This is a genomic window from Planococcus citreus, from assembly GCF_003664125.1.
In the GTDB taxonomy this organism is placed as follows: Bacteria; Bacillota; Bacilli; order Bacillales_A; family Planococcaceae; genus Planococcus; species Planococcus citreus.
This window is the reverse complement of record NZ_RCCP01000001.1, coordinates 677,546-698,329: the sequence shown is the minus strand read 5'-3', so window position 1 is coordinate 698,329 and position 20,784 is coordinate 677,546. Positions and strand designations below refer to the sequence as shown.

The 20,784-nt window shown below is 50.0% G+C and carries 20 protein-coding genes; 14 read left to right on the top strand and 6 right to left on the bottom strand.

Annotation, left to right across the window (positions count from 1 at the left end; all coding sequences use genetic code 11):
* Positions 1-15: 15 nt before the first annotated feature.
* The 6 genes from DFR62_RS03540 (at position 16) to DFR62_RS03515 (ending at position 8,053) form a co-directional block, all read left to right on the top strand.
* Complete coding sequence (locus DFR62_RS03540; RefSeq protein WP_121298085.1) at positions 16-1,398, top strand: UDP-glucose dehydrogenase family protein; 1,383 nt, start codon at positions 16-18, stop codon at positions 1,396-1,398.
* A 249-nt stretch (positions 1,399-1,647) separates the two neighbouring features.
* Complete coding sequence (locus DFR62_RS03535) at positions 1,648-2,610, top strand: N(5)-(carboxyethyl)ornithine synthase (protein WP_121299470.1); 963 nt, start codon at positions 1,648-1,650, stop codon at positions 2,608-2,610.
* Between the two features lie 203 nt (positions 2,611-2,813).
* Positions 2,814-3,023, top strand: a complete 210-nt coding sequence (locus DFR62_RS03530; RefSeq protein WP_121298084.1) for a hypothetical protein — start codon at positions 2,814-2,816, stop codon at positions 3,021-3,023.
* Between the two features lie 89 nt (positions 3,024-3,112).
* The gene (locus tag DFR62_RS03525; protein WP_121298083.1) at positions 3,113-7,243 is read left to right on the top strand and encodes a C39 family peptidase; all 4,131 of its coding nucleotides are present in this window, start codon (positions 3,113-3,115) and stop codon (positions 7,241-7,243) included.
* A gap of 108 nt (positions 7,244-7,351) precedes the next feature.
* Positions 7,352-7,594, top strand: a complete 243-nt coding sequence (locus tag DFR62_RS03520) for a hypothetical protein (RefSeq protein ID WP_121298082.1) — start codon at positions 7,352-7,354, stop codon at positions 7,592-7,594.
* A gap of 96 nt (positions 7,595-7,690) precedes the next feature.
* A complete protein-coding gene (locus DFR62_RS03515; RefSeq protein WP_121298081.1) occupies positions 7,691-8,053 on the top strand; it encodes a rhodanese-like domain-containing protein in 363 nt (120 codons plus the stop codon).
* 318 nt (positions 8,054-8,371) lie between these two features.
* Here DFR62_RS03515 and DFR62_RS03510 read toward each other — a convergent pair whose 3' ends face one another.
* The 3 genes from DFR62_RS03510 to DFR62_RS17615 all read right to left on the bottom strand — a co-directional run bounded on the left by DFR62_RS03510 (position 8,372) and on the right by DFR62_RS17615 (position 9,361).
* Positions 8,372-8,677, bottom strand: coding sequence for a TIGR04104 family putative zinc finger protein (locus DFR62_RS03510; RefSeq protein WP_158290838.1), 306 nt, complete (start codon positions 8,675-8,677; stop codon positions 8,372-8,374).
* A gap of 62 nt (positions 8,678-8,739) precedes the next feature.
* The gene (locus DFR62_RS17620) at positions 8,740-9,051 is read right to left on the bottom strand and encodes a TIGR04104 family putative zinc finger protein (RefSeq protein ID WP_158290837.1); all 312 of its coding nucleotides are present in this window, start codon (positions 9,049-9,051) and stop codon (positions 8,740-8,742) included.
* Between the two features lie 16 nt (positions 9,052-9,067).
* Positions 9,068-9,361, bottom strand: a complete 294-nt coding sequence (locus tag DFR62_RS17615) for a TIGR04104 family putative zinc finger protein (RefSeq protein ID WP_121298078.1) — start codon at positions 9,359-9,361, stop codon at positions 9,068-9,070.
* A gap of 259 nt (positions 9,362-9,620) precedes the next feature.
* Here DFR62_RS17615 and DFR62_RS17490 point away from each other — a divergent pair, with 259 nt between their 5' ends.
* Positions 9,621-10,166, top strand: a complete 546-nt coding sequence (locus DFR62_RS17490) for a UvrD-helicase domain-containing protein (RefSeq protein ID WP_241663149.1) — start codon at positions 9,621-9,623, stop codon at positions 10,164-10,166.
* Positions 10,063-12,048 (top strand): transcriptional repressor LexA, encoded by a 1,986-nt coding sequence (gene lexA, locus DFR62_RS03495; RefSeq protein ID WP_241663148.1) that lies wholly within the window; start codon positions 10,063-10,065, stop codon positions 12,046-12,048. The genes DFR62_RS17490 and lexA overlap by 104 nt, the downstream gene beginning before the upstream one ends.
* 254 nt (positions 12,049-12,302) lie before the next feature.
* Here lexA and DFR62_RS03490 read toward each other — a convergent pair whose 3' ends face one another.
* Both DFR62_RS03490 and DFR62_RS03485 read right to left on the bottom strand, forming a co-directional pair.
* Positions 12,303-12,599 (bottom strand): TIGR04104 family putative zinc finger protein, encoded by a 297-nt coding sequence (locus DFR62_RS03490; RefSeq protein ID WP_158290836.1) that lies wholly within the window; start codon positions 12,597-12,599, stop codon positions 12,303-12,305.
* Positions 12,600-12,645: 46 nt separating this feature from the next.
* Positions 12,646-13,119, bottom strand: coding sequence for a PH domain-containing protein (locus DFR62_RS03485; protein WP_121298076.1), 474 nt, complete (start codon positions 13,117-13,119; stop codon positions 12,646-12,648).
* A gap of 334 nt (positions 13,120-13,453) precedes the next feature.
* Between DFR62_RS03485 and DFR62_RS03480 the strand changes: the two genes are divergently transcribed.
* The 5 genes from DFR62_RS03480 to DFR62_RS03460 all read left to right on the top strand — a co-directional run bounded on the left by DFR62_RS03480 (position 13,454) and on the right by DFR62_RS03460 (position 18,073).
* A complete protein-coding gene (locus DFR62_RS03480) occupies positions 13,454-13,789 on the top strand; it encodes a hypothetical protein (protein WP_121298075.1) in 336 nt (111 codons plus the stop codon).
* Positions 13,790-13,912: 123 nt separating this feature from the next.
* Positions 13,913-15,964: a cell wall-binding repeat-containing protein gene (locus DFR62_RS03475; protein ID WP_121298074.1), complete on the top strand. Its 2,052-nt coding sequence runs from the start codon at positions 13,913-13,915 to the stop codon at positions 15,962-15,964.
* Between the two features lie 51 nt (positions 15,965-16,015).
* Positions 16,016-16,477 carry a VanZ family protein gene (locus DFR62_RS03470; protein WP_121298073.1) on the top strand — a complete coding sequence of 154 codons (462 nt, stop codon included), beginning with the start codon at positions 16,016-16,018 and terminating at the stop codon, positions 16,475-16,477.
* Between the two features lie 79 nt (positions 16,478-16,556).
* Entirely contained in the window at positions 16,557-16,787 is a 231-nt protein-coding gene (locus DFR62_RS03465; RefSeq protein ID WP_121298072.1) for a hypothetical protein, read from the top strand.
* Between the two features lie 155 nt (positions 16,788-16,942).
* Complete coding sequence (locus DFR62_RS03460; protein WP_121298071.1) at positions 16,943-18,073, top strand: GGDEF domain-containing protein; 1,131 nt, start codon at positions 16,943-16,945, stop codon at positions 18,071-18,073.
* 91 nt (positions 18,074-18,164) lie between these two features.
* On the opposite strand, the gene DFR62_RS03455 is transcribed toward DFR62_RS03460, so the two are convergent.
* Positions 18,165-18,566 (bottom strand): DUF2512 family protein, encoded by a 402-nt coding sequence (locus DFR62_RS03455; protein WP_121298070.1) that lies wholly within the window; start codon positions 18,564-18,566, stop codon positions 18,165-18,167.
* A gap of 190 nt (positions 18,567-18,756) precedes the next feature.
* Here DFR62_RS03455 and DFR62_RS03450 point away from each other — a divergent pair, with 190 nt between their 5' ends.
* Positions 18,757-20,712 carry an LTA synthase family protein gene (locus tag DFR62_RS03450; protein ID WP_241663153.1) on the top strand — a complete coding sequence of 652 codons (1,956 nt, stop codon included), beginning with the start codon at positions 18,757-18,759 and terminating at the stop codon, positions 20,710-20,712.
* The last annotated feature ends 72 nt before the right edge of the window (positions 20,713-20,784 follow it).

Here is a 20,784-nt window from a genome sequence, read left to right as displayed (position 1 = left end):
CGAGGAGTGATCGACATGAAAATATCGGTGATCGGGACTGGATATGTCGGCCTGGTGACAGGGGCGACGTTGGCGGATATCGGACATGAAGTGATGTGTGTCGATGTCGATGTTCAAAAAGTCGAGCAGATGAAACAAGCGATTTCCCCGATTTATGAACCGGGCCTTGGTGATTTGATGGCACGGAACATTGCTGCCAAACGGCTCAACTTCACGAGTGACCCACAGTCGGGTTTCAAGGAGGCTGAAGTAATTTACATTGCAGTCGGCACTCCGGAAAATGAAGACGGTTCAGCCAATTTGACGTATATCGAACAAGCAGCAAAAGATATTGCGGACCATATTGAAAATGATATCGTCATCGTCGTGAAAAGCACCGTCCCGGTAGGCACCAACCATAAAATCAAACAATTGGTCGAAGCCGCTGTGAAGGGGCGTGCCCGAATAGCTGTCGTGTCCAATCCGGAGTTCCTGAAGGAAGGGTCGGCGATTCAGGACACTTTTTATGGAGACCGGATTGTCATCGGTTCGGATGATGAACCCAGTGCGCGGATTGTAGAAGCTATCAACGAACCATTCGGGGTACCAGTTTTCCATACCGATACGCGCAGCGCAGAGATGATCAAATACGCGTCGAATGCCTTTTTGGCGACCAAAATCAGTTTCATCAATGAGATTTCCAATATTTGTGAATTGGTCGGCGCCAATGTTGAAAATGTCGCAGCGGGAATGGGGATGGACAGCCGGATAGGCCATCAGTTTTTGAAAGCGGGCATCGGTTATGGCGGCTCCTGTTTCCCAAAAGATACCGAAGCTTTGATCCAAATTGCGGGCAATGTCAATTATGAATTCGAATTATTGAAAGGCGTCGTCAATGTCAACCGCAAACAGCAATTGCTGCTGATTGAAAAGCTCAATGCCTGTGTTGACTCCCTCGCCGGGAAGCGAGTGGCCGTCCTTGGGCTTGCGTTTAAACCAAAGACAGACGATATGCGTCAAGCGGCTTCACTGCTCATCATCGAAGAACTACTTAAGCAAGGCGCTGAAGTGGTTACTTTCGATCCCGTGGCGACTGAAAAGGCTAAAGCTTTACTCAATCCTTCCATCGTGTATGCAAATTCTCTCGAGGCTGCAGTCGAAGGCAGTGATGCGGCATTGATTGTTACAGAATGGGATGAAATTAAGAATGCGGACCTGAATGTTTTTGCGGGCATGAAGCGCCCGTTGGTGATCGATGGCCGGAATTGTTTTGGGTTGGAAATGGTGAAATCCCATGCTATCGAATACCATTCGATCGGCAGACCGGCGATTTTCAATGCAACGAATAAGGATTTTTCCGGAGTGAAATGGAGTCCCGAAGCGGAAAGGCTCGTCCATTGGGGCTTAAATACGAATTGAAGGGAAAATCCGTTGTTGTGAATGTTGGACTGACCATTTGAGCTTTTCCGTTAAAGGCAGTGGAAATCGATGGCAACGAGTGGGAACCGTCTTCCTGGAATCTGGGGAAACGGTTTTTTTGAGTGGATTGCACGGCCATATCCGCCTCAAAAATCACCACTGTCAGAATACGCTGTTGAAAGGGTTTTCATGATAATATGGGTTTAACGGCTTTGCCGAGAGAAAATGGGGGAATGGATTTTGAAGACGATGGGTTTTGTAATTAGCCGCAAGAATAACGAGAAGCGGCGGGCGATTTTGCCGGCAGATTTGAAGCAAGTGGCACATCCGGAGCGCTTGTATTTTGAGCAAGGCTACGGCGAGGTACTCGGCCTGACGGATGAGGATTATCGTGCGATGGGCGTTCATATCGCCATGCGTGATGAAGTCTTGTCTTGCGACGCGATTGTCGATGTGAAATTGGGCTTTGCGGATTATTTCGATCAATTGGAAGACGGCAAGTTGTTGATCGGCTGGGCGCATGCGATCCAGGACGTTAAGTTCACGGATGGCGCGATTGCTGGCAAGCATACGGTTGTCGCTTGGGAAGAGTTATTCGAAGGCGGGCGTTATATTTTCTATCGCAACCGTGAAGTGGCAGGAGAAGCGGCTGTGCTGCAGGCTTACCAGCATTGCGGCAAGATGCCGTATGAGACGCGTGTCGCGATTCTCGGAAACGGCCATACGGCAAAAGGCGCAATGCGCATCCTTCATGGACTTGGTGCAGAAGTGGACGTTTACGGCCGCCGCGCTGAAGCCTTGTTCCGCGAGAAGATGGTCGATTACGATGTGCTCGTCAACTGCATCATGTGGGACACGACGCGCACCGACCGCATCATCTACCGCGAAGACCTGAAGCGCTTGAAAAAAGGCGCGATGATTATCGACGTCAGCTGCGACCCGGAACTCGAGATCGAAACCTCGACACCGACGACGATCGACAACCCGGTCTACACTGTGGACGGAATCATTCATTACGCTGTCGACAACACGCCGGCGATGTTCCCGCACACGATTACGAAAGTACTCAGCACCGGCTTTGCGCCAATGCTCGACGAGTTACTTGAAGGCCATATGTCCGAAATGGTCCAGAATGCCATCGTCATCGAAGACGGCATCATCAAAGATGAGCGCATCACTGAATTCCGCCAAGCACGCGGATTGACCGTCTAATAATAGAAGAAACCAATGATCCGCCTTTGTCACGTCGACAAGGGCGGATTTTATTATGCCGCTATCTTTCGAAATAGTCATTGCGGCCTAGAACCCGCCAATATATAATAAGTTGATTGGTTTATCTCATGATAATGAAGTAGATTTCTGATGAATTTCGGGGTTAACCCCGTGTGCTGAATAGATACTTTAGGAGGAATGGCATGAAATTATTTTGGTCTATACTTTTCAGCTCGCTATTGGGCTATATATTGTTCATGTTCGGGCCGTTATATGGCGGGATATTGGCTTTCGGCATCCTGTTCGGCTGCATGTTCAGGGGGCTTTATTTATTGAGCCAGCTCCATAAAAAAATCTCGCAGGCCACGATCGAGAAAACGCCAGTTCCGCAAGAATCCCGGCGCACCATTTAAGGAATGGTTGTGGAAATGAAAGAAAGATAACCAGTTTACGAAAAATGAATATCCATATTATATAGAAGAAAACCAAAGGGGATAGAGAGATGATGGCGACTGTTCACATCGAGACGGCGGATGATTTGGTCCGCGTTATCGGGGAGTTATGGAAGAAGAAGTCGCTGCGTGCGGCAAAGGAGTTTTTGGCCAGCATTCCGAATGAAGAGGAATTTTACCGCTTGATCCGCATGGCGGATGAATCCGATTTGTACGGCTATAGCAATTTGCTGGCGACGGTGAGCTATAAGCGTTTCGGAAGCTTGCGTTCCTATGCATGGCATTGCGTGCGTTTTATGGAAAACGGGCGCAGCCTGGAAGCAGAGGAAAGGATTTTAGCCCGCCTGCAAGGCATTCATGCCGATGCTTATGAAGATGAAGAATTGATGCATGCGCATCATTTATTGATGAAAGTTTATTGCCAATTAAACCGTATCCCAGAGGCTGCCGAGCAATTGGCGCGCATCGAGGAGCTCGGTGGGGCGCGCCCGGACCAGGAAGCGTTTTTCGCTATCCATAGCGGAGACTGGGAACTTGCGGAACAAACTCTATTGAGTGCGCTGCCGGATACAAACAGCCGCTGGAGCACGAGCATCCACTTGTTGTATGCGGACCTGTTGGCGATGCGAGGGGCGCCGGAACAATCGCTTGAGTTATTGATTCAAGCCGCTGCTGAATTTCCGCATGTCCACGCTTTTCGCACGGAACAGATTGCCAGGCTGCATCAGCTGGGCCGTTTTGAAGAAGTCCTGAATGAAATGCAGGCGGTTCTTGAAGCCAATCCTTTTCATTCGCGCAAAAAAATGTTCATTCATTTAACGGCGCATTGCTTGTACGAACTCGAGCGTTTCGAGGAGCTGGGCCATTGGGTTGCCACACATCCCCGCGAGTTGAAAGACAGCCTTTATACGAAAGCTGAAATCAAGCCGAATGGGACACATAAAAAGCTGTCCTTGACGCCTGAAGTGCAGAAGCTCAATTATTGCGTCCCGGCTTCGCTGTCGCTGATTTTGCAGGCGTTCGGGCGCAAGGCGACGCAAGACGACATCGCCGCGCACGTCTTTGATGTGACGGGTTCGAAATTGCAGACGACGATGTCTTATATGGAAACGCTTGGCTTCACTGCGCGTTATTTTAAAGGAACAATCGAACGTTATAAAACTTTCATCGACGCCGGCGTTCCGGTGCTGCTCAGCATGATGATCGAAAACAGTGCGCACGTGCAGGTCGTGGTCGGATACGACGATCGTCTGCAAGCGCTCGTCATCCAAGACCCGAATGACTTGGGGCCGTTCCTCGTCGCTTATGACGAAGTGCCGAAAATGTTCCGTATGACCGATTCCCTGAGCGTGGCGTTTGTGGACGGTTCCCGTAATGAATTGCTGGAGACGCTGGACCCGGCGGATCACCTGTTCTTTAAAGAAATTTATGAACTTCTCGATGTCGAGCCGCTCAATGAAGCGCAATTCGTGGACTTTTTGGAGCAGCACGAAGAACAGCGCTATGCAGCGGTGATCGGATTGACGATGGCGCTTGCTGGCCAGTCCGTTGAATGGCATGAAAAGTGGCTGGAACGGCTGCGGGCGGAGTTCGACGCACATGATGCGGAACTGGAATTACTGGAAGCGCATCTGTATTTCCAAAAAGATCAAGGCAGTAAAGCGCTCTCCGCTTTAACAGAACCGGCACACGCGAGAAGCCCGTATGCCCTGTTTTTAAAAGCGGCCATATCCATGAATGAAGGAAAAGTGGAACAAGCGATTCCTTTATTGAAACGGTCGATCGAACTCGATCATTACCAGCCGCTCGCCTATAGCCATTTGGCGCGCTGCTATTTGGAAGGCAGCCACATTTTCCAGGCCTATAAATGGTCGAAAATCGCGATCGGCCAATTGCCCGAAGACATGTACGCACAAATTACGCACGCCCTCATCCAGTATGAGTACGGGGCTGTCGAGCAGGCGTACCGCCGCTTTGCCGAATTGAACCAAAACCATCCGGAAGATGGCTATTTCCCCTATGAAATGGGCCGTTGCCTGCAAGCGCTCGACAAAACGGAAGAAGCCTTGGAGCAGTACCGCCATGCACTTGCACTGGATTCAGAACAGCCTTTTGCGTATTTGCGCATGGCCGAACTGTTCATGGAGAAAGAACGCTGGGCGGAAGCGCAGAAAATCATTGGAGACGCCTTGAAGAAAGAGTTGAATCAAGACATTCTTCACTCGTATCTTGGCCATATCGCGATCGAACAGCAACAATTCGAACAAGCGGAGGCTGCCTACAGGCGTGCGTATGAACTGGATCCCACGGATTTGTTCACGCCTGTCCACATCGCGCAGGCTCTATACGGCCAAAAGCGCGGCAAGGAAGCGTTGGCGTTTTTGATACAAAGGCTGGAACGGGCCGATGCCGGCTACCGTCTCCGAGCTGCCGAATTGATCTTGGAACAAGCAGAGGACGTAGCGTCTGCCGGGGAAGCTTTGAAACTCATTGAAGACGGATTTGAGCTTTCCGAAGGCGAAGATTTGTATATGCTCGCTGAACGCTATAGCGAGTTCGGCGCGGCCCCAAGCCTACGCCACCGCGTCATCGCTGGATTGAAAAAGTTGCGCAAGATCGGCGCGCCGCAAATTCTCTGTCTGGAAGCGGAACTTCACGAACTGGCCGGCAATCCGCGTTTTGCGAGGCATCTGTATAAGTCGGCAGGGAATTTCCCGTTGGCGCTCGCCAAACAAGGGCAGCTGGCGGAAACGAACGGCGACATTGTCGAGGCCATTGCCTGTTACGAGCAAGCGGCTGGACAGGAAGCCGGTTACGCGCCGGCACTTGGCGGGTTAGTGCGCTGCTACCGGGAAACTGGGAAAAACCAAAAAGCATTTGCGGCAGCGCTGGATTTTATCGCAGCCGAGCCGTTATCCGCTGTCTTGCCGGACTTAGTTGGGTTTGCTGCGACGCCTGCCGATATCGAAAAATTAAACCGTTTGCTCGACCGGATTGAAGACCAAGTGCCGGCGGAGTGGTTGTATGCCGCACGGGCACATGTCCATGAAGCAGCGGGCGACCTCGAGATGGCGGAGACATATTTCCACAAGGCAAATGAAGAACCGAACGCGTTCCCGTCACGTTTCCAATATGTGCAATTTTTGAATCGCCACGGCGAACATAAACGCGCGCTGGACGAGCTCAAGAAGCTGCTTTTGGAAGCGCCGGACGAAGAGGAATTGTACGGCGAATATGTGCTGACACTGGAAGCGCTCGGAAAGATTCCGTTCCTTAAGCGCAATTTACAGAAATGGCTGCCGGCAGAGGGCCAGGCAGCCGCATATGTCCTTGCAGCCGAGTCAATGATGGAGCGTCTTGAACAGTTGGAAGAACAACCGCCTGCCGGCATCATTAAACGCATGCGCCACCGCAGCAAACGCTTGATGTTCGCAAGTACTATCATCACGTTGTGCGAAACCGCCGCCAAGCTGGCACCGGAGAGCGAAGACGCAGCGATCCAGTTGGCGCAGTTTTATTTGAACCGCGGCATGGCAAAGGAAGCGGTCGATGAATTGAAACCTTATGCGAAAACGAAAGCACCTGGAGAAGCGCAGCGCATGCTGATTTTTGCCGAACTTCAATTGGCGGAAGAGACCGGCAAACCGAAGCATTACGAAACGGTCATCCATCGCTTCCGTGAGTATGGGGAGACGGCGCCGCTCGATGCGGAAATGCTCGCCTGGTGGAGCGAAGCGCTGGAAATTTTAGAGGATATCCCTGGCGCACTCGAGAAATTAGATGCCGCCATTGCATTGGAACCATTCAATCCGGACCTTTATATCCGCAAATGGAATGCTTTGGAGTCGATGGAATGCGAAATGCGTATGGAACTGGAAGACAATTTGCCGGAAGAAATGCATTACGCGGAATGGCTGATTCTCGCAAGGGCGTCGAGCTATTCGACGAAACGCCACGGGCAGCGGGCAAAAGAGATGATCGAGCCGCTGCTTGCGGATATGCCGGGCTTTGTGCCGGCGAAGTATGAACTGGCGCGCGCGCAAGCAGCAAGGCATCAGCCACTGGCCGCAAAGACGATTCTAAAGGAACTACTCGAAACGGAAGAGGCTTCCGCGATTTGGGAGATGGCAGTGGAAGAGGACCTATTCGCTTCATTTCTTGTAGAGCTTTCTAGTCCATAAAGAGGAAAAAAGTCTCTCGTGCAATTATTCTGAATATGATATTGTGGAGTAGCATAAGACTGCACGGATTTCGAGCCACGGACCACAAACCTGAAAGGGGCGTTCCGTATGAAGTTAGAGAGTATCCGCACATTTTTATCCACGCTTCTCGAATATCGCGGCGTGCGTATTACCCAGACTTTCAACTCCGAAGACGGCAAAACGCTTATCGTTCAGTGTGAGCCAAGCACGGGGGGATTGGTCATTCGCGACATGTCCAACGGCATGGCGTGGGAATACAAAACGCTTGAAGAAGCGACGCAGTTCATTGACAGCTATTTGCATCCAGAGACACCCAAAGTCAACGCCTGAACAGTTTTGTTCAGGTGTTTTTTTGAGCTTATAAATAGTAATCAACGACGGAATTTCATACAATTCGAGTAGAACGATAGGAAAGGGAGACGCAAGATGAAAAGAATGATGGGCTTGATGGCGATACTACTTGTGTTGCTGCTTGCGGCATGCGGCAATGGCGAATACGAGACGATTGCGATTGAGGAAGTGGCGGCGAAGCAGGAGGCGGGCTATACGGTGCTCGATGTGCGGGAGCCATATGAGTACGAAGAGGCGCATATTGTCGGCGCGGAGAACAAGCCGCTCAGCACGCTTCGGGAAGAGGAATTTTCCGGCTTGTCGGAAGATCAACAGTATGTGGTGATTTGCCAGTCGGGTAACCGTTCCCAGGAAGCGAGCGCCATTTTGAATGAAGCAGGATACGATGTAGTGAATGTATCGGAAGGTATGTCGTCGTGGGAAGGCGATGTAGAGTAAGAAATCCACGACATGAGCAGCTTTGGTTCTGTGGGGATACAGTGTAACTGCCATGACAGTGAGTATGTTGCGGTACAGTCTTTATAGGAATAAGCATGTTTAGCGATAAAATAAAGCCAATACAAATAGCATTCCGAACTGTTGCATGTTCTATTTTATATCCTATTTACAAAATATTAGCCTTATTAATTTCAATACTTAAAAAAAGCTTGGGAACAATTCCTAAGCTTTTTATATTTGTAGACGGATCAGAACAGTTAAAGCATGAGAATAGGCTGCAAGCGGCTCATGCAATTGGTGATTCGACTTGGAAACCTTTTAGGATTTCAGCATCGTATTCTTCGTGTTCGATAGCTTGAGCAAGAACGGGATCAAAAGCGAAGCAAGCGTGACATACACAAGGAAGAGCAGGAGAAGAAACAGCAACCCGGCTTCCCGATAGACGATGAAGTAATTGGATATCAGAATGAACGGGATGAGAAACAGCATATAACTCCAGAAATTCGATTTTCTTGAAGGGTATTGAAGGACATGGCAGTTTCGGCATTCCTGCTTCCCTTTAAGGCTAAGTTTGAACATATCTTTCCAGTCCCACTGGAATCCGCAATTTTGGCAACGGGGCATAGGGTTCATCCTTTCCGGCAATCGCATATTCATTGATTTGAAAGTCAGCTTGAAGCAAGTGATTATTCGATCGTTTTGCCGAATCGTTTCCGGGTACTCGATAGCCTATAGAAGAAAGGCAGCACCAGCAAAACAAGCGGTAAGTAAATCGGTATGGCAAGAAAAATCCATGACGAGCTAATTTCGTAATAAGCACGAAGAAAGCTTGTGGGAAGGATAAAAGCCATGGAAGTAAAGAACGTAACCCAGAAGTTTGATGCGGGAGATATATATTGTCTTTTGTTGCAGTTGGGGCATTCTTTTTTGCCTTTCAGACTGAGCACCATGACATCTTTCCAACTCCATTTGAAATTACAATTTTGGCAGTGTGGCATAAAATGTATCCTTCCTTCAGCGGATTTTTGGTTGATTGGAGAGTTGAATGGCATAGGGCAATGCGATAATAAGTGAGCAGGAGTAGATCGTAACAAAAAGGGTGAACATATTGAGCGGAACATCCAAATAGGGGAGTAGGATACTCACTGCGAATAAAAAGGCGCAGGCTGCGTAAAGTTTCTTTGCGTTAGCATTTGTCTTAGGGTATTGCATATTCGCGCAATTCGGGCATTTGCGTTTGTTCAAAAATGAAATTTTAAAAGTGTCGCTCCAAGTCCATTTGGCTCCGCAGTTGTCACAATGAGGCATTGTTTGGCTCCTTTGCTTTTATGAGTTAAATATATGTATACCCTTAATTTTAAAATTAATCCAAATTAATGGGAATAAATTATGAGATAGTGCCCGCTAATTGTAATGTGCGCCATTTTAATAAAAGAAATAGAGTTTGTCAGCATGACATAGAGACACAACTTAAATATAACCATGAATGAATGCAGCAAGACCTTGCTATTGCATGACAATATTCTTAGAATAAAGGTATAAGTTGTAAATGGGGAGGGTGCGGAGTATGAAGTTGAATATGGAGCAGCGGCGCATTGTGGAATTGGAGCCGGGCGGGCCAATGTTGGTCAAAGGGGTGGCCGGATCGGGCAAGACGACGGTGGCGATTCGGCGGATCCATTTCTTGATGGATCATTATTGCCACGAGGAAGATGACCAGATTTTATTGGTGACGTACAACAAGACTTTGCTCAATTACATAAAATTTCAATACGAACGTTTGGCGGATGCAGCTGCTGGCGAGGCGGAACGGTTATTTGCGTCAAATGCGGAAGTGAAGATCGCGACGATCGATTCGCTCATGTACGGGCAGTTCATGAAATATTTACAGCGCACGAAACGCAAGCTGGCCATTGCGCCGGGCGATAAGGAATGGCAAGTGCTGACGAAAGCGATTCACGAAGTGAAGAAATCCCATCCGGATGTGATAGCTGCTGACGCCGAAAAATATGAAGTTCTTGAAAGACGAGGCGGAGTGGATCACGTCTTGCGCGATGGTAGATATCGAGACCTATCAATCGGTGGACCGCATCGGGCGCGCTTCCGGAAATAGCGGGACGCCGCAGAAATTATTGAAGAATTCGCCGACCCGTGAAGCGGTGTTTGAAGTGGCGAGATTGTACCGCGAGCTTCTGGAAAAAGAAGGCCTCGTTTCATTCAAGCAAATGAACGAGCTGGCGCTTGATGAAGTGAGGCGCTCGAACGGCGGCAAGTATACCCATATCATCATCGATGAAAGCCAGGATCTGACGCGCGTGCAGCTGGAATTCCTGAAGGAGCTTTATAAGGAAAAAGCGCATTCTTCGCTAATGTTCGTGGCGGACAATACGCAAAGCATCTATCCGGATTCCTGGCTCGGCAAAGGGCGGCCGTATACGACAATCGGCTATGACATGAGCGGGAAATCGCGAACCTTGAGCAAGAACTACCGGACGACGACGGAGATTTCGCAAGCCGCTTTCGATTTGATCGAAGCGGACGAAACGATCCAGTCGAATGTCGATTTCGTCAAACCGGCGCTCATTGACCGCCACGGCCATCCGCCGATTTACCAGTTCTTCATGCAGCCCGAGCAGCAAGTGGCTTTTCTTGCAGAGGAAATCGAGCGGCTTCGCGGCGATTACCGTCTGTCCGAGATGTGCATCGTCGCGCGAGGCAAGCGCTCCGTCGAAAGCGCCGCAGCGGATTTGGCGGCCAAAGGCATTGCCTGTGAGATCCTCCAGAGCAAGGAGCCGGATTTCGAATCGGACAAAGTGAAGCTCGTGACGATGCATTCGATCAAAGGGCTGGAATTCAAAGTCATTTTCCTCATCGATTTGAATCAAGGTGTCATCCCGATGGAGCTTTACGATGACGCCGAAGACCAGAAGACGATCGATTCCGATGAACGCAAGCTATTGTATGTCGGCATGACGCGCGCGAATGAACTATTGTATATGTCGTCGGTGAAAAAGCCGTCGAAATTCATCAAGGAAATCGACCGCAAGCATTTGCGCATGCGAAAAGACGCTGCGCTCCGCCCATTCGAGTCCATCAGCATGACCGATTACCGCTTGGCCGATCAATTGGTCGATTTGCATTCCAAAGAGGAACTGACCCGACAGTGGCTCATCCGCGAACTACACGAGACGTACGGATATCCGTATGAACTCATGCAGCTCGAATACCCGGTCCAGCAATTTTCGAAAAAAGGCTATTGTGATATCGCCGTGGAAATTCATGCGGACGGCCAAGCGCGGCCATATATTATCGCCGAAGTGAAACGTTTCGGCACGGGTATTGCCGACGCCGTGAATCAGCTGAAGAGTTATTTGGAAGCGGACAGCCGGGCGTTTTACGGAATCGCGACAGACGGCTTATCGGTGAAGATCATCGACCGGCAAGGCGAGGGAGTACAGGACTTGCCGAAATGCCAGGCACGTTTTTTGCCGGACACGAAGCAGCGCAGCTTGTATAAAAACTTGAAGAACGGCCGCGATTACGAATACGCCCAAGAACCGGGTGCGGACATCGAAGTGCGTGAAGCGGGCGAAGACGTATTGATCCAAGTGCACGAATTGGCGGAAGTGCCGCTCATCGGAAACGTCGCGGCGGGCATTCCCGCGCTTGCTTCTGAAAGTTACGAAACGGCGCACAGCTTGCCGCGTGACTGGCTCGTGTCGCCGAAAGACAGCTTCTTGCTGACGGTGACTGGGGACAGCATGACCGGTGCCGGCATCGATAAAGGCGATATGGTCGTCGTCCACCAGCAAAATACGGCGTCGAACGGCGACATCGTCATCGCAGTCATCGACGGCGAAGCGACGATGAAAAAGTATATGCCGATGGGCAGCGAGATCCTGCTCGTTGCGGAAAATCCCGAATTCGAACCGATCATGATGCGCAGTGAAGATGTCTACATCAACGGGCGGGTCATTGGGGTAATGAAGAAATAGAATGCATTAAAAAAACAGCCCTCGGGCTGTTTTTATTTACAGTGTTGAAGAAGTCTATTAATCAGTTATGAATTAAAATGGAACCATCTTTTTGCCGTTCAACATCAATGACCTATCTAAGTATTTGGAGAAGCGTTCGCTCGACTCCTGTGGATCAGCGAGACGACCGAGACCCCGCAAGGCGCGAAGCGGCTGAGGAGGCTTGGGCGCGAGCCCACGGAAAGCGAGCGATAAGCTTCGGAAAATACCACTTCTTACCTTTTTCGAGAAGTATTCGATAATCTATAGAAGAATGGCCCCATGACCGTACCTAGCGTCATATAAAAAATGAAACCCGTAATTGCCAATGGCCAGCTGAAACTGAAATTGGAAGTAAGATAGGAATACAGCAGCACAAAGGGCATGACGACCAAAAATGCCCCGAAGAGATTCCGGCCGCTTTTGACGTATTGGTCTTTTTGGCAATTCGGGCAAGGCATGTTTCCTTTTAGTGCGACTTTGATCATGTCGCTCCAGCTCCATTTGAACCCGCAGTTTTGGCAATGTGGCATAAAGGCGCTCCTTCCGATTGAAAAACATTCTATTCTTTTCATCATACTATGGTTTTTCGCTGGTGGATGCCTGGCCGAAAAATTTTTCATCAAGCTTCACATCAGGGCAACGCTTCTTCAGCTCTGCTATAAACGCATCTTGATTTTCCGGTGAGATTTTCACGGTCCCGAACATCGTCTTGTTGTTGATCAGTTCCAGCGCATCCCGCGATGACAACAGGCGGTAGCCCGTGAAAATATCGCGTGTCGGGGTGATTTTTAAGATGCTTGTGTAAGGAATGCGGCTTCTGAAAGGACCAGCTTTCACGAGCAAATGCTGTTCAAGGAAAACGTAACGGATGGCGAAGGTGATCCACAAGATGAGTACAGTGGTGATTACAAAAGTAGCCGTGACGATTACGAAAGCTGAAAACGGCGCACCTTCGAATAACAATGGAATAAACGAAACGGCGGCGATGAACAGGATAGCTGCCAACATGAAACGGATAAAAAAAGAATCGATTTTCGAATGGAAAGTCATTTATGCTCACCTCTATGTAACTATACGGATGAAAGCGCTGAGGGCTTCATTTTAAATTCAATTCTTTCAAGGATCTTCTTTCCGGTGGTGAAATCCAATGGGGAAACAGCCTGCTGTTCGGGATTATCGTATTTGTCATGTGTTTAATTTGGGGCTGGGCGAAAGAGCCTTATGATTGGAGCAAGCATAAACGATAAGCAGCCATACTTTACTCATTTTCAATTCATTCACCTCAAGCGGTTCTCGCTAATGGAAATTTGTTTAAGCACCCTTCGTTCCGTCTATAGGAATAACGGAGGCAATTCAACCGAGACTAATTGAAGGAGGAATTTTGATGAGCATGCAGAACATCGAACAACAGGATTTGGTGCGCGATGAGTACGGCAATTACTACAAAGTGGTGGGCTTACATAAGGACGAAGACACGCTGAAGGCGATCGAAATCTCCAATCTGTTTTTCGAGACTTCATTCCAGTATGCGGCGTCTCAAATCACGGATTCCGATAAGCCAGTCGGCGTCTTTTTACAGGAGAAGCTCAATGAATACGTTGCGGACGTTGAAAACCGCGAACGCCCAGTCTACGGGATCAAAGATTTGATGGTCAATAAAATCGAAGTATATGCGGTCGATATCACGCAGCCGCATCCGAAACGCGAAGAAACGGTATGAAGCCATATGCGCCCTATCTGGATTCGAGCAATCCAGGCAGGGCGTTTTCTCGTTTTTTTAACATTTCCTTAACCTTCTATCATTAAGCTGAAAGAAGACAGCCAGGAGAAGAGGGGGACGCACATGAAACAGGTTCAAATCGTAGGCATCGCCTTGCTTGCAGCGGCGGGCGGGGCGGGCATCTTAACGCATGAAGCGCTCGCGGCAGAAACGGAGTACCGGGAGCTGGCCAAGTTCCCGGACGGCGTCAAGGCAGGAGAGCTCGCAGTGGTGGATGAACAAGTCATCGCAGTGCTCGAGAGCCAGTTGGGGCCGCAAGCAATCGTCAGCTATAGCGCAGAAGGCAAGGAATTGTGGCGCAAAGAGCTTGAAGGTGCACAGTATGCAATCGGCGACCGGGCATTTGTCGTGATTTCCGGAAATGAAGTGTCGGTGCATGATGTAGCGGATGGCAAAGAAACCGGAACCTTTACGCTTGCGGACGGTTTTCGGATGAGCGGATCCGGTGCGGATGTTGCGTTCGATTCGGGACACGTCATCATCACCGGCAATCTCGGCGCACGCTTGCTCGTATATAAACTTGACGGCAAGCCGGTCGCAGACGTGGCGGGCGGTGATTTGCGGCAAGCGGCCATTTCAAGCGGCCATTTGATGTATTTCGATGGCTCGGTGCTTCACGGACGTACGCTTTCAGGAGGCAAGGAGTGGCAATCGCCTCATGTGCTGGAGCCTTATGCAGTGAAAGATGGCATCATCTACTATATTAAAGCACCAAACGAAGAGCTGATGGTGCCGACCTTGATTGCGCGGTCGCTTAGCAAAGAACGAGTCATATATGAAAAAGCCTTGCCTGCTGCAGAAGAGGTGCGGCTGGCCGGGACCGACGCAGACGGTGCAATCGTTGAATTCGTGAATTCGGGCGAGTGGGCATTTTTGAACGCCGAAGGAAACGAGCGCTTGCGCAAGCCGATCCGCTCAGCTTCGTTCCGTGCGCTTGAGAGCCGCTACCGCCCGGTGGTGACGGAATCCGCACTGAGCCATCAACAGCAAAGCAATTACCGCTTGCTGTTGCTTCAGGAACAAGGCACAAGCGCGTTCGGCAATCCGTATCATCTCGGCGCCTTGCAAGTGATGGCACCAAATGGCGGTTTCAATAAAGTGCTGGAGCATTCCATCGAAGCGGCGGCGTTGTCTCCGTCCGGCGGGGCAGCGGTGCTGGGCGACGGGAAGTTGAAATTCTACGATGCTAAAGGCAATCAAGTGGCCAAGGAGAGTGTCCCGCAAGGCAGTGAACTGCTCGCTTCCATTAACGACACGGTGTACGTATACGGCGGCAGCGGCATTGCGGCGTATAGCGGAGAACCGGAACCGAAAGCGGCTGCAGTGAAGAAAATCAGCGGCGATGACAGCTACGAGACGGCGGCTTTGTTATCGGAGGCGGTATGGGATTCGGCAGAGACAGTCGTATTGGCGACAGGTGAAGGCTTTGCGGATGCATTAGCCGGTGCGCCACTCGCCTATCAGGAAGGCGGGCCATTATTGTTCACGGAAAATGATGAGTTGAATGCGTCGGCCAAAGCGGAAATCGAACGTCTCGGGGCCACGAACGCCATCATCCTCGGCAGCGAACCGGTCATTTCCGATACGCAGCTGGAGGAATTGGCTTTTATGGGGGTTGAGGCAGAACGCATCGGCGGTGCCAACCGCTATGAGACGGCGGCGTTAGTTTCCGAGCGCATCGATTCGGAAGGGGCGGTCGTGGCGGACGGCGCGACATTCAAGGATGTTTCACTCGCGTCTGTCTTTGCGGCGCAAAACCAATACCCGATTTTGTTGTCACAAGGCAACCGTATGCCGCGCGAGACGACCGAAGCAATGAGGGGGCGCAGCGATATCGTTTTGGCCGCTGACCGCTTGTCGATCGAAGCGCGCACGAAAGAGGAAGACGCCGAGCGCCGCGTCGCGGTTTTGGCGCCTGCATCGAATTTCACGGATGCCTTGGCTGGGGCGAATGCTGCCGCCAGGCGCAACGCTTCTTTGTATTTGATTGGCGATAGCGGCTTGACGAAAGAGCTGAAAGAGCAGCTGGAGCGGTATGAATCATTTTTGATCGTCGATTCGGAAGGCCTGATCGATGCGGAAATGACCCGTTCACTTGAAGCACTTGTTGATTGAGCGCACTAGGTTATAATAGAAGAACGACAAGAAAGAAAAGGATTTGGCAGGATGAAAAAGCAATCGCTGGCCTGGTTATGGCCGGTCTTATGGATGATTTTTATATTTGGATTATCGCATCAGCCAGCCGGGGTTTCGGGCGGCATCAGTTCGGAAATCGTCCGGCAAGTGTTTGAAGCTATCGCATCGTTCGTCCCGGTGGAGTTCGATACACTTCATACACTGTTCAGGAAAAGCGCCCATTTCTTCGCGTATCTCGTGCTCGGGCTGCTGTTCGTAAGGGCGCTCGGAAAAAGCGGGATGGCCGTGCAGCGCGCGGTTTTTGTGGCATTCGCCTTGAGCGCGCTTTACGCAGCGTCCGATGAATTCCATCAATTATTCATCCCGGGGCGCAGCGGCGAAGTTCGCGACGTCTTAATCGACAGCGCAGGGGCGGCGACAGGTTTAGTATTGTACTGGCTTTTCGCTAAGTTCAAATGGCAACACGAGAAAAAGGCCGAAACCAGTTGGTGAGCGGCCTTTTTTGTTTTGTGTAAAACCGGTGTTTTTGAAGGCTCACAACGGGAATAGAACAAGCAGGAGGTGGGCATCGATGAAAGATAAGCTAAAAGACAAGGAAGAGAAATTTGCGGTGAGCACGGAATACCGCGAAAACTTAAAGCAGACAATCCAAGTTTTACAGGAACAGGTGGCGATCACCGAACAATTCGAAGACGATAAAGACGTCGACGCGATGAAAGGGAAACTCGGCGATCTCGTGAGAAAACACGAGGAGCTGGACGAGCAATCGCACCGCCTATCGAAACTATTATTGGACATCTAAGGAATGTGCCGCAACGCTTAAAATGAGCGATTGCGGTATTTTTGTGGAATTAAATGAGTGTAAGTTCCTATCTTTCTATATGTTATTTCCAAAATATATGTACCAAAAGGCATTTCCTGCTAAACTTAAGAGACTGATAAGAGTGGGGTGTATTGATGGAGGCGTACTTTTTTTATTTCCTTGAAAATATGGCATTGATCATTGCGATGATGTATCTCGGCTTGAAAGCCCGGGAATATCTCGTGCCAAAACTGGCGGAATCGAGGAAAGCGCCACTGTTGAACGGCTTGCTGACAGGATTTTTGGCGTTCGCGATCATGTACAATCCGCTGCTTCACGAAGGGATGCGCATCGACCTCCGCGAAGCGCCGCTTTATTTCATCGCCTTTATCGGCGGCTGGCTGCCCGGTGTCATTGCCATGATCATCCCGTTCATCTACCGGATGATGATGGAAGGGCCGACGGTATGGCTCGGCATCATGCAGGCGATCTTTTTGCCAGTGCTGATCGGCAGCTTGTTCCATGACCGGAAAAACTACCGTCCGCCTTATGCGATGGCCAGCATCAAACGCATGATGCTCGGCTTTGCGGTATTTGAAGTGATCAAATCGGTGTGGATGGTGTTGTCAACGCCTGCGACTGCAGGAATGGCAATGATAATGGCCATGATGGCGACCATTGGGGTATTGGCGCTGGGCTGGATCCTCAACGATACGCATCGCAACATCATCCGCTGGAAAGCGCTTGAACACGATTCGACTCATGACGTGCTGACGGGCTTGCCGAATCTTCGGTTTTTCCATGAAAAGGTGCGCCAGTTGAAATACCGGGGCGTTCCGATGGCAATTGTCATGATGGATGTCGATCATTTCAAGAATTATAACGATACACATGGCCATCCGGCAGGGGACGGCGTGCTCCGGTCGATCGGCCGATTGATGGAAGAATCGACGCGTCCAGGAGATGTCATCGCCCGCTACGGCGGGGAAGAATTCATCCTGTGCTTTACCGGAGTGTCTACTGAACGGCAAGCGTTCGAATTGGCCAATGCCTTAAGAGAACGGATTGAAGACCATGCGTTCTACGGTGCTGAGCAGCAGCCGGGCGGGCGCTTGACCGTATCACTCGGAGCTGCGATTTCCGAAACGGAACAGCCGCTTGACGAATTGATCGAGCAGGCTGACCGTGCGCTTTACCAATCGAAAAAATCAGGGCGCAACCAAGTGACGGTTGCATCGATGAAAACAAGTATCGAAAAAAAATCCAGCTATCACGTGAACGCATGATTTCGCTCGAAAAATATAAAGAGTTGGCAGGATGTACGGACTGCTGGACATAAAAATGCTATCCCACGGAACTGGGATAGCATTTTTACGTTCAGCCCTTTACCGATTTGTATTCGTTATACCAAGGGACAACGCTGTGGTCGACGTATTGGTGGAAGAACCATTCGCCAGCCGACAGCACCAATGCGCTGACGAGTGCAGGGACGACCAGTGCGGCGAATTCGCCCGTCAAGAGCCATCCGACCAGCAAGATGACGCCCAATGCCATGATGAAATCCGTGAATGTCGCGATGGTGTTGCGGGTTGACTGGTTGTTCGGCTTGCCGGCATTCAAGAAAATGAGCATATCGCCGACCGCATAGGACAAGGCCGTGAGCGCAAGGCTGATCATCAAGGTATTCATGAAGCTGACATCAAATGCCCACGTCAAAACGATCAACAGGACGACGGTGATGATGACGAATTTAATAGCCAGTGCAATGAGATGTTTCATGCAATCCCTCCTTTTTTTAGAATGAAGTATAGGAATCTTTACCCGTTCCATTAAATTGATATGCGTGATTTTCATGTGAAAGAAAGAGTGAGTCGAAAAAATCAATAATTAATCAAAAAATGGAAATACTATTTTTTTATATGGTAAAATTATGAGAAAAAGAGAAAAGGGCGTTTTGTGATTGGAAAAAGTGAAAGCGGCTGGGAAATTTCTGCTCGGCCAATGGGATTATGTATTATTTGTTTTATTGCTGTTAGGAAAGGTGTATTATTTTTCGAATGTCAGCGGCACGCTGTTTACAACGCTCGGCCCATTTGCGTATGCCGAGGAATTCGTTTCTTGGCTGTTCGGAGGGGACAATGAACGGATTTTTGAAGGGGTGCTATTGATCAGCATCGGGACGATCCTGCTCAGTACATTCTGGCTATTGCTTCTGCACGGCCGAAAGCGACTATTTTGGATGGCAATCACCAATCTGGTGCTGAGTTTCATCATTTTGGCGGATACATTGTATTTCCGTTATTTCGAAGACATCATTTCCGTGACGGTGTTGATGCAGATGCGCCAAGTGGGCGATGTCGGCGAAAGTATTTTCGCTTTATTCCGCTTGAGCGATGCATTGCTTTTGGCGGATGTGTTATTGATGGCGATTCTCTGGCTGTTTATCAGCCGGAAAAAGGCGGATGTCCGCATGCCTTCTCGTTGGGCGAAAGTCGGGACGGCGCTGTTGGTGCTCGTGCTCGGCTGGCAGTTGACGGCGGTTCCATTCGCTAAATCGATGGAAGGCGGCGGCGCATGGCAGTTCAATAAATTGATTTCGAATATGCGGGTGTATAATTTCACCGGTTTGCTCGGATTCCACAGCGCCAATATCACGCGCTATATCGATGATAATTTCATCAACCGCAAAGTCTATAGTGAAGATGAAATCTCAGCGAGCCAGGATTGGTTTGACGGGCGCAATGCCGAGCGCTTGCCTGGCCCGTATTCCGGTGTGGCAGAAGGAAAGAACCTCATCGTCCTCCAAGTGGAAGCGCTGCAGAATTTCGTCCTGAACCGTGAAGTGAACGGGCAGGAAATCACGCCGAACTTGAACCGTTTGGCAAGGGAAAATCTCTATTTCCCGAACTTCTACGAACAGACGGCGCTTGGCCGGACTTCGGATGCCGAGTTCCTGTTGAATACATCCTTGTATCCGACAGCTGAAGGTTCCGCTTATATGCTCCATGCTGAAAATACATTCGACGCACTTCCGGGCATTTTAAAGGAGCAAGGCTATGGGACCAATGTGTTCCATCCGTATAAAGCAAGTTTCTGGAACCGCTATATCATCTATCCACAGCTCGGCATCGACACGTTCTATTCGGACGATGACTTCGAGGAAGCGGAAGTGATCGGCTGGGCGATCAATGACGAAGCGCTGCTCGACCAATCACTCGAGGAGATGGCTGGATTTGAAGAACCCTTCCATTCGCAAATCGTTACTTTGACGAGCCATCACCCGTTCGAGATGCCGGAACACTTGCAACTGCTCAACACGGAAGGCTATAACGGCTATCATGACCGCCACTTCAAGAATTATTTGCAGTCGATTCATTATGTCGACCAGGCAATCGGCAAATTTGTCGATGGGCTCGAACAAAAAGGGATGCTCGATGATACGGTGCTGGTCATTTACGGCGACCATAGCACGGGCATGACGTCGAATACGAAAAAGTTCGTGGAGTTCACTGATGCGGAAGACCCGCTCACTTATTTCGAGACGAATAAAAACGTGCCGCTTATTCTCCACATTCCAGGTACGGAACCGAAAACCTTCAGCCAAGTGGCAAGCCAGCTCGATCTGGCACCGAGCTTGCTCGATGTGCTCGGCGGGGACCCGGCACAGCATCATTTCATCGGGCGCAATATGTGGGATGCAGAAGGCGGGCGGGCGACATTCCGTGACGGCTCGTTCATCACGGGTGAACTGAGCTTTATCGCGTCATCCGACGGCATTTACGAAAATGGCAGTTGCTTCTGGCGAATGACCGGTGAAGAGCTGGGCGTCGAGGCGTGCGAAGAGCCGTTCAAGGAAGGCTCGAAAGAACTGCAAATCTCGGATGATGTCCTGCGTGGGAATTTGCTCAAGAAGTTCGAAGAGTAACGATAAGCAAAATTCACCAACTCACTGGATAGGAGCGGTACACTAGATGTGTTGAATCCATTCGAGAAAGGG

Bases quoted from the DNA above. Each gene is read 5' to 3' on its own strand.
- DFR62_RS03540 (WP_121298085.1), top strand. From the start codon at position 16: ATGAAAATATCGGTGATCGGGACTGGATATGTCGGCCTGGTGACAGGG.
- DFR62_RS03535 (WP_121299470.1), top strand. From the start codon at position 1,648: ATGGGTTTTGTAATTAGCCGCAAGAATAACGAGAAGCGGCGGGCGATT.
- DFR62_RS03530 (WP_121298084.1), top strand. From the start codon at position 2,814: ATGAAATTATTTTGGTCTATACTTTTCAGCTCGCTATTGGGCTATATA.
- DFR62_RS03525 (WP_121298083.1), top strand. From the start codon at position 3,113: ATGATGGCGACTGTTCACATCGAGACGGCGGATGATTTGGTCCGCGTT.
- DFR62_RS03520 (WP_121298082.1), top strand. From the start codon at position 7,352: ATGAAGTTAGAGAGTATCCGCACATTTTTATCCACGCTTCTCGAATAT.
- DFR62_RS03515 (WP_121298081.1), top strand. From the start codon at position 7,691: ATGAAAAGAATGATGGGCTTGATGGCGATACTACTTGTGTTGCTGCTT.
- DFR62_RS03510 (WP_158290838.1), bottom strand. From the start codon at position 8,677: ATGCCCCGTTGCCAAAATTGCGGATTCCAGTGGGACTGGAAAGATATG.
- DFR62_RS17620 (WP_158290837.1), bottom strand. From the start codon at position 9,051: ATGCCACACTGCCAAAATTGTAATTTCAAATGGAGTTGGAAAGATGTC.
- DFR62_RS17615 (WP_121298078.1), bottom strand. From the start codon at position 9,361: ATGCCTCATTGTGACAACTGCGGAGCCAAATGGACTTGGAGCGACACT.
- DFR62_RS17490 (WP_241663149.1), top strand. From the start codon at position 9,621: ATGAAGTTGAATATGGAGCAGCGGCGCATTGTGGAATTGGAGCCGGGC.
- lexA (WP_241663148.1), top strand. From the start codon at position 10,063: ATGAAGTTCTTGAAAGACGAGGCGGAGTGGATCACGTCTTGCGCGATG.
- DFR62_RS03490 (WP_158290836.1), bottom strand. From the start codon at position 12,599: ATGCCACATTGCCAAAACTGCGGGTTCAAATGGAGCTGGAGCGACATG.
- DFR62_RS03485 (WP_121298076.1), bottom strand. From the start codon at position 13,119: ATGACTTTCCATTCGAAAATCGATTCTTTTTTTATCCGTTTCATGTTG.
- DFR62_RS03480 (WP_121298075.1), top strand. From the start codon at position 13,454: ATGAGCATGCAGAACATCGAACAACAGGATTTGGTGCGCGATGAGTAC.
- DFR62_RS03475 (WP_121298074.1), top strand. From the start codon at position 13,913: ATGAAACAGGTTCAAATCGTAGGCATCGCCTTGCTTGCAGCGGCGGGC.
- DFR62_RS03470 (WP_121298073.1), top strand. From the start codon at position 16,016: ATGAAAAAGCAATCGCTGGCCTGGTTATGGCCGGTCTTATGGATGATT.
- DFR62_RS03465 (WP_121298072.1), top strand. From the start codon at position 16,557: ATGAAAGATAAGCTAAAAGACAAGGAAGAGAAATTTGCGGTGAGCACG.
- DFR62_RS03460 (WP_121298071.1), top strand. From the start codon at position 16,943: ATGGAGGCGTACTTTTTTTATTTCCTTGAAAATATGGCATTGATCATT.
- DFR62_RS03455 (WP_121298070.1), bottom strand. From the start codon at position 18,566: ATGAAACATCTCATTGCACTGGCTATTAAATTCGTCATCATCACCGTC.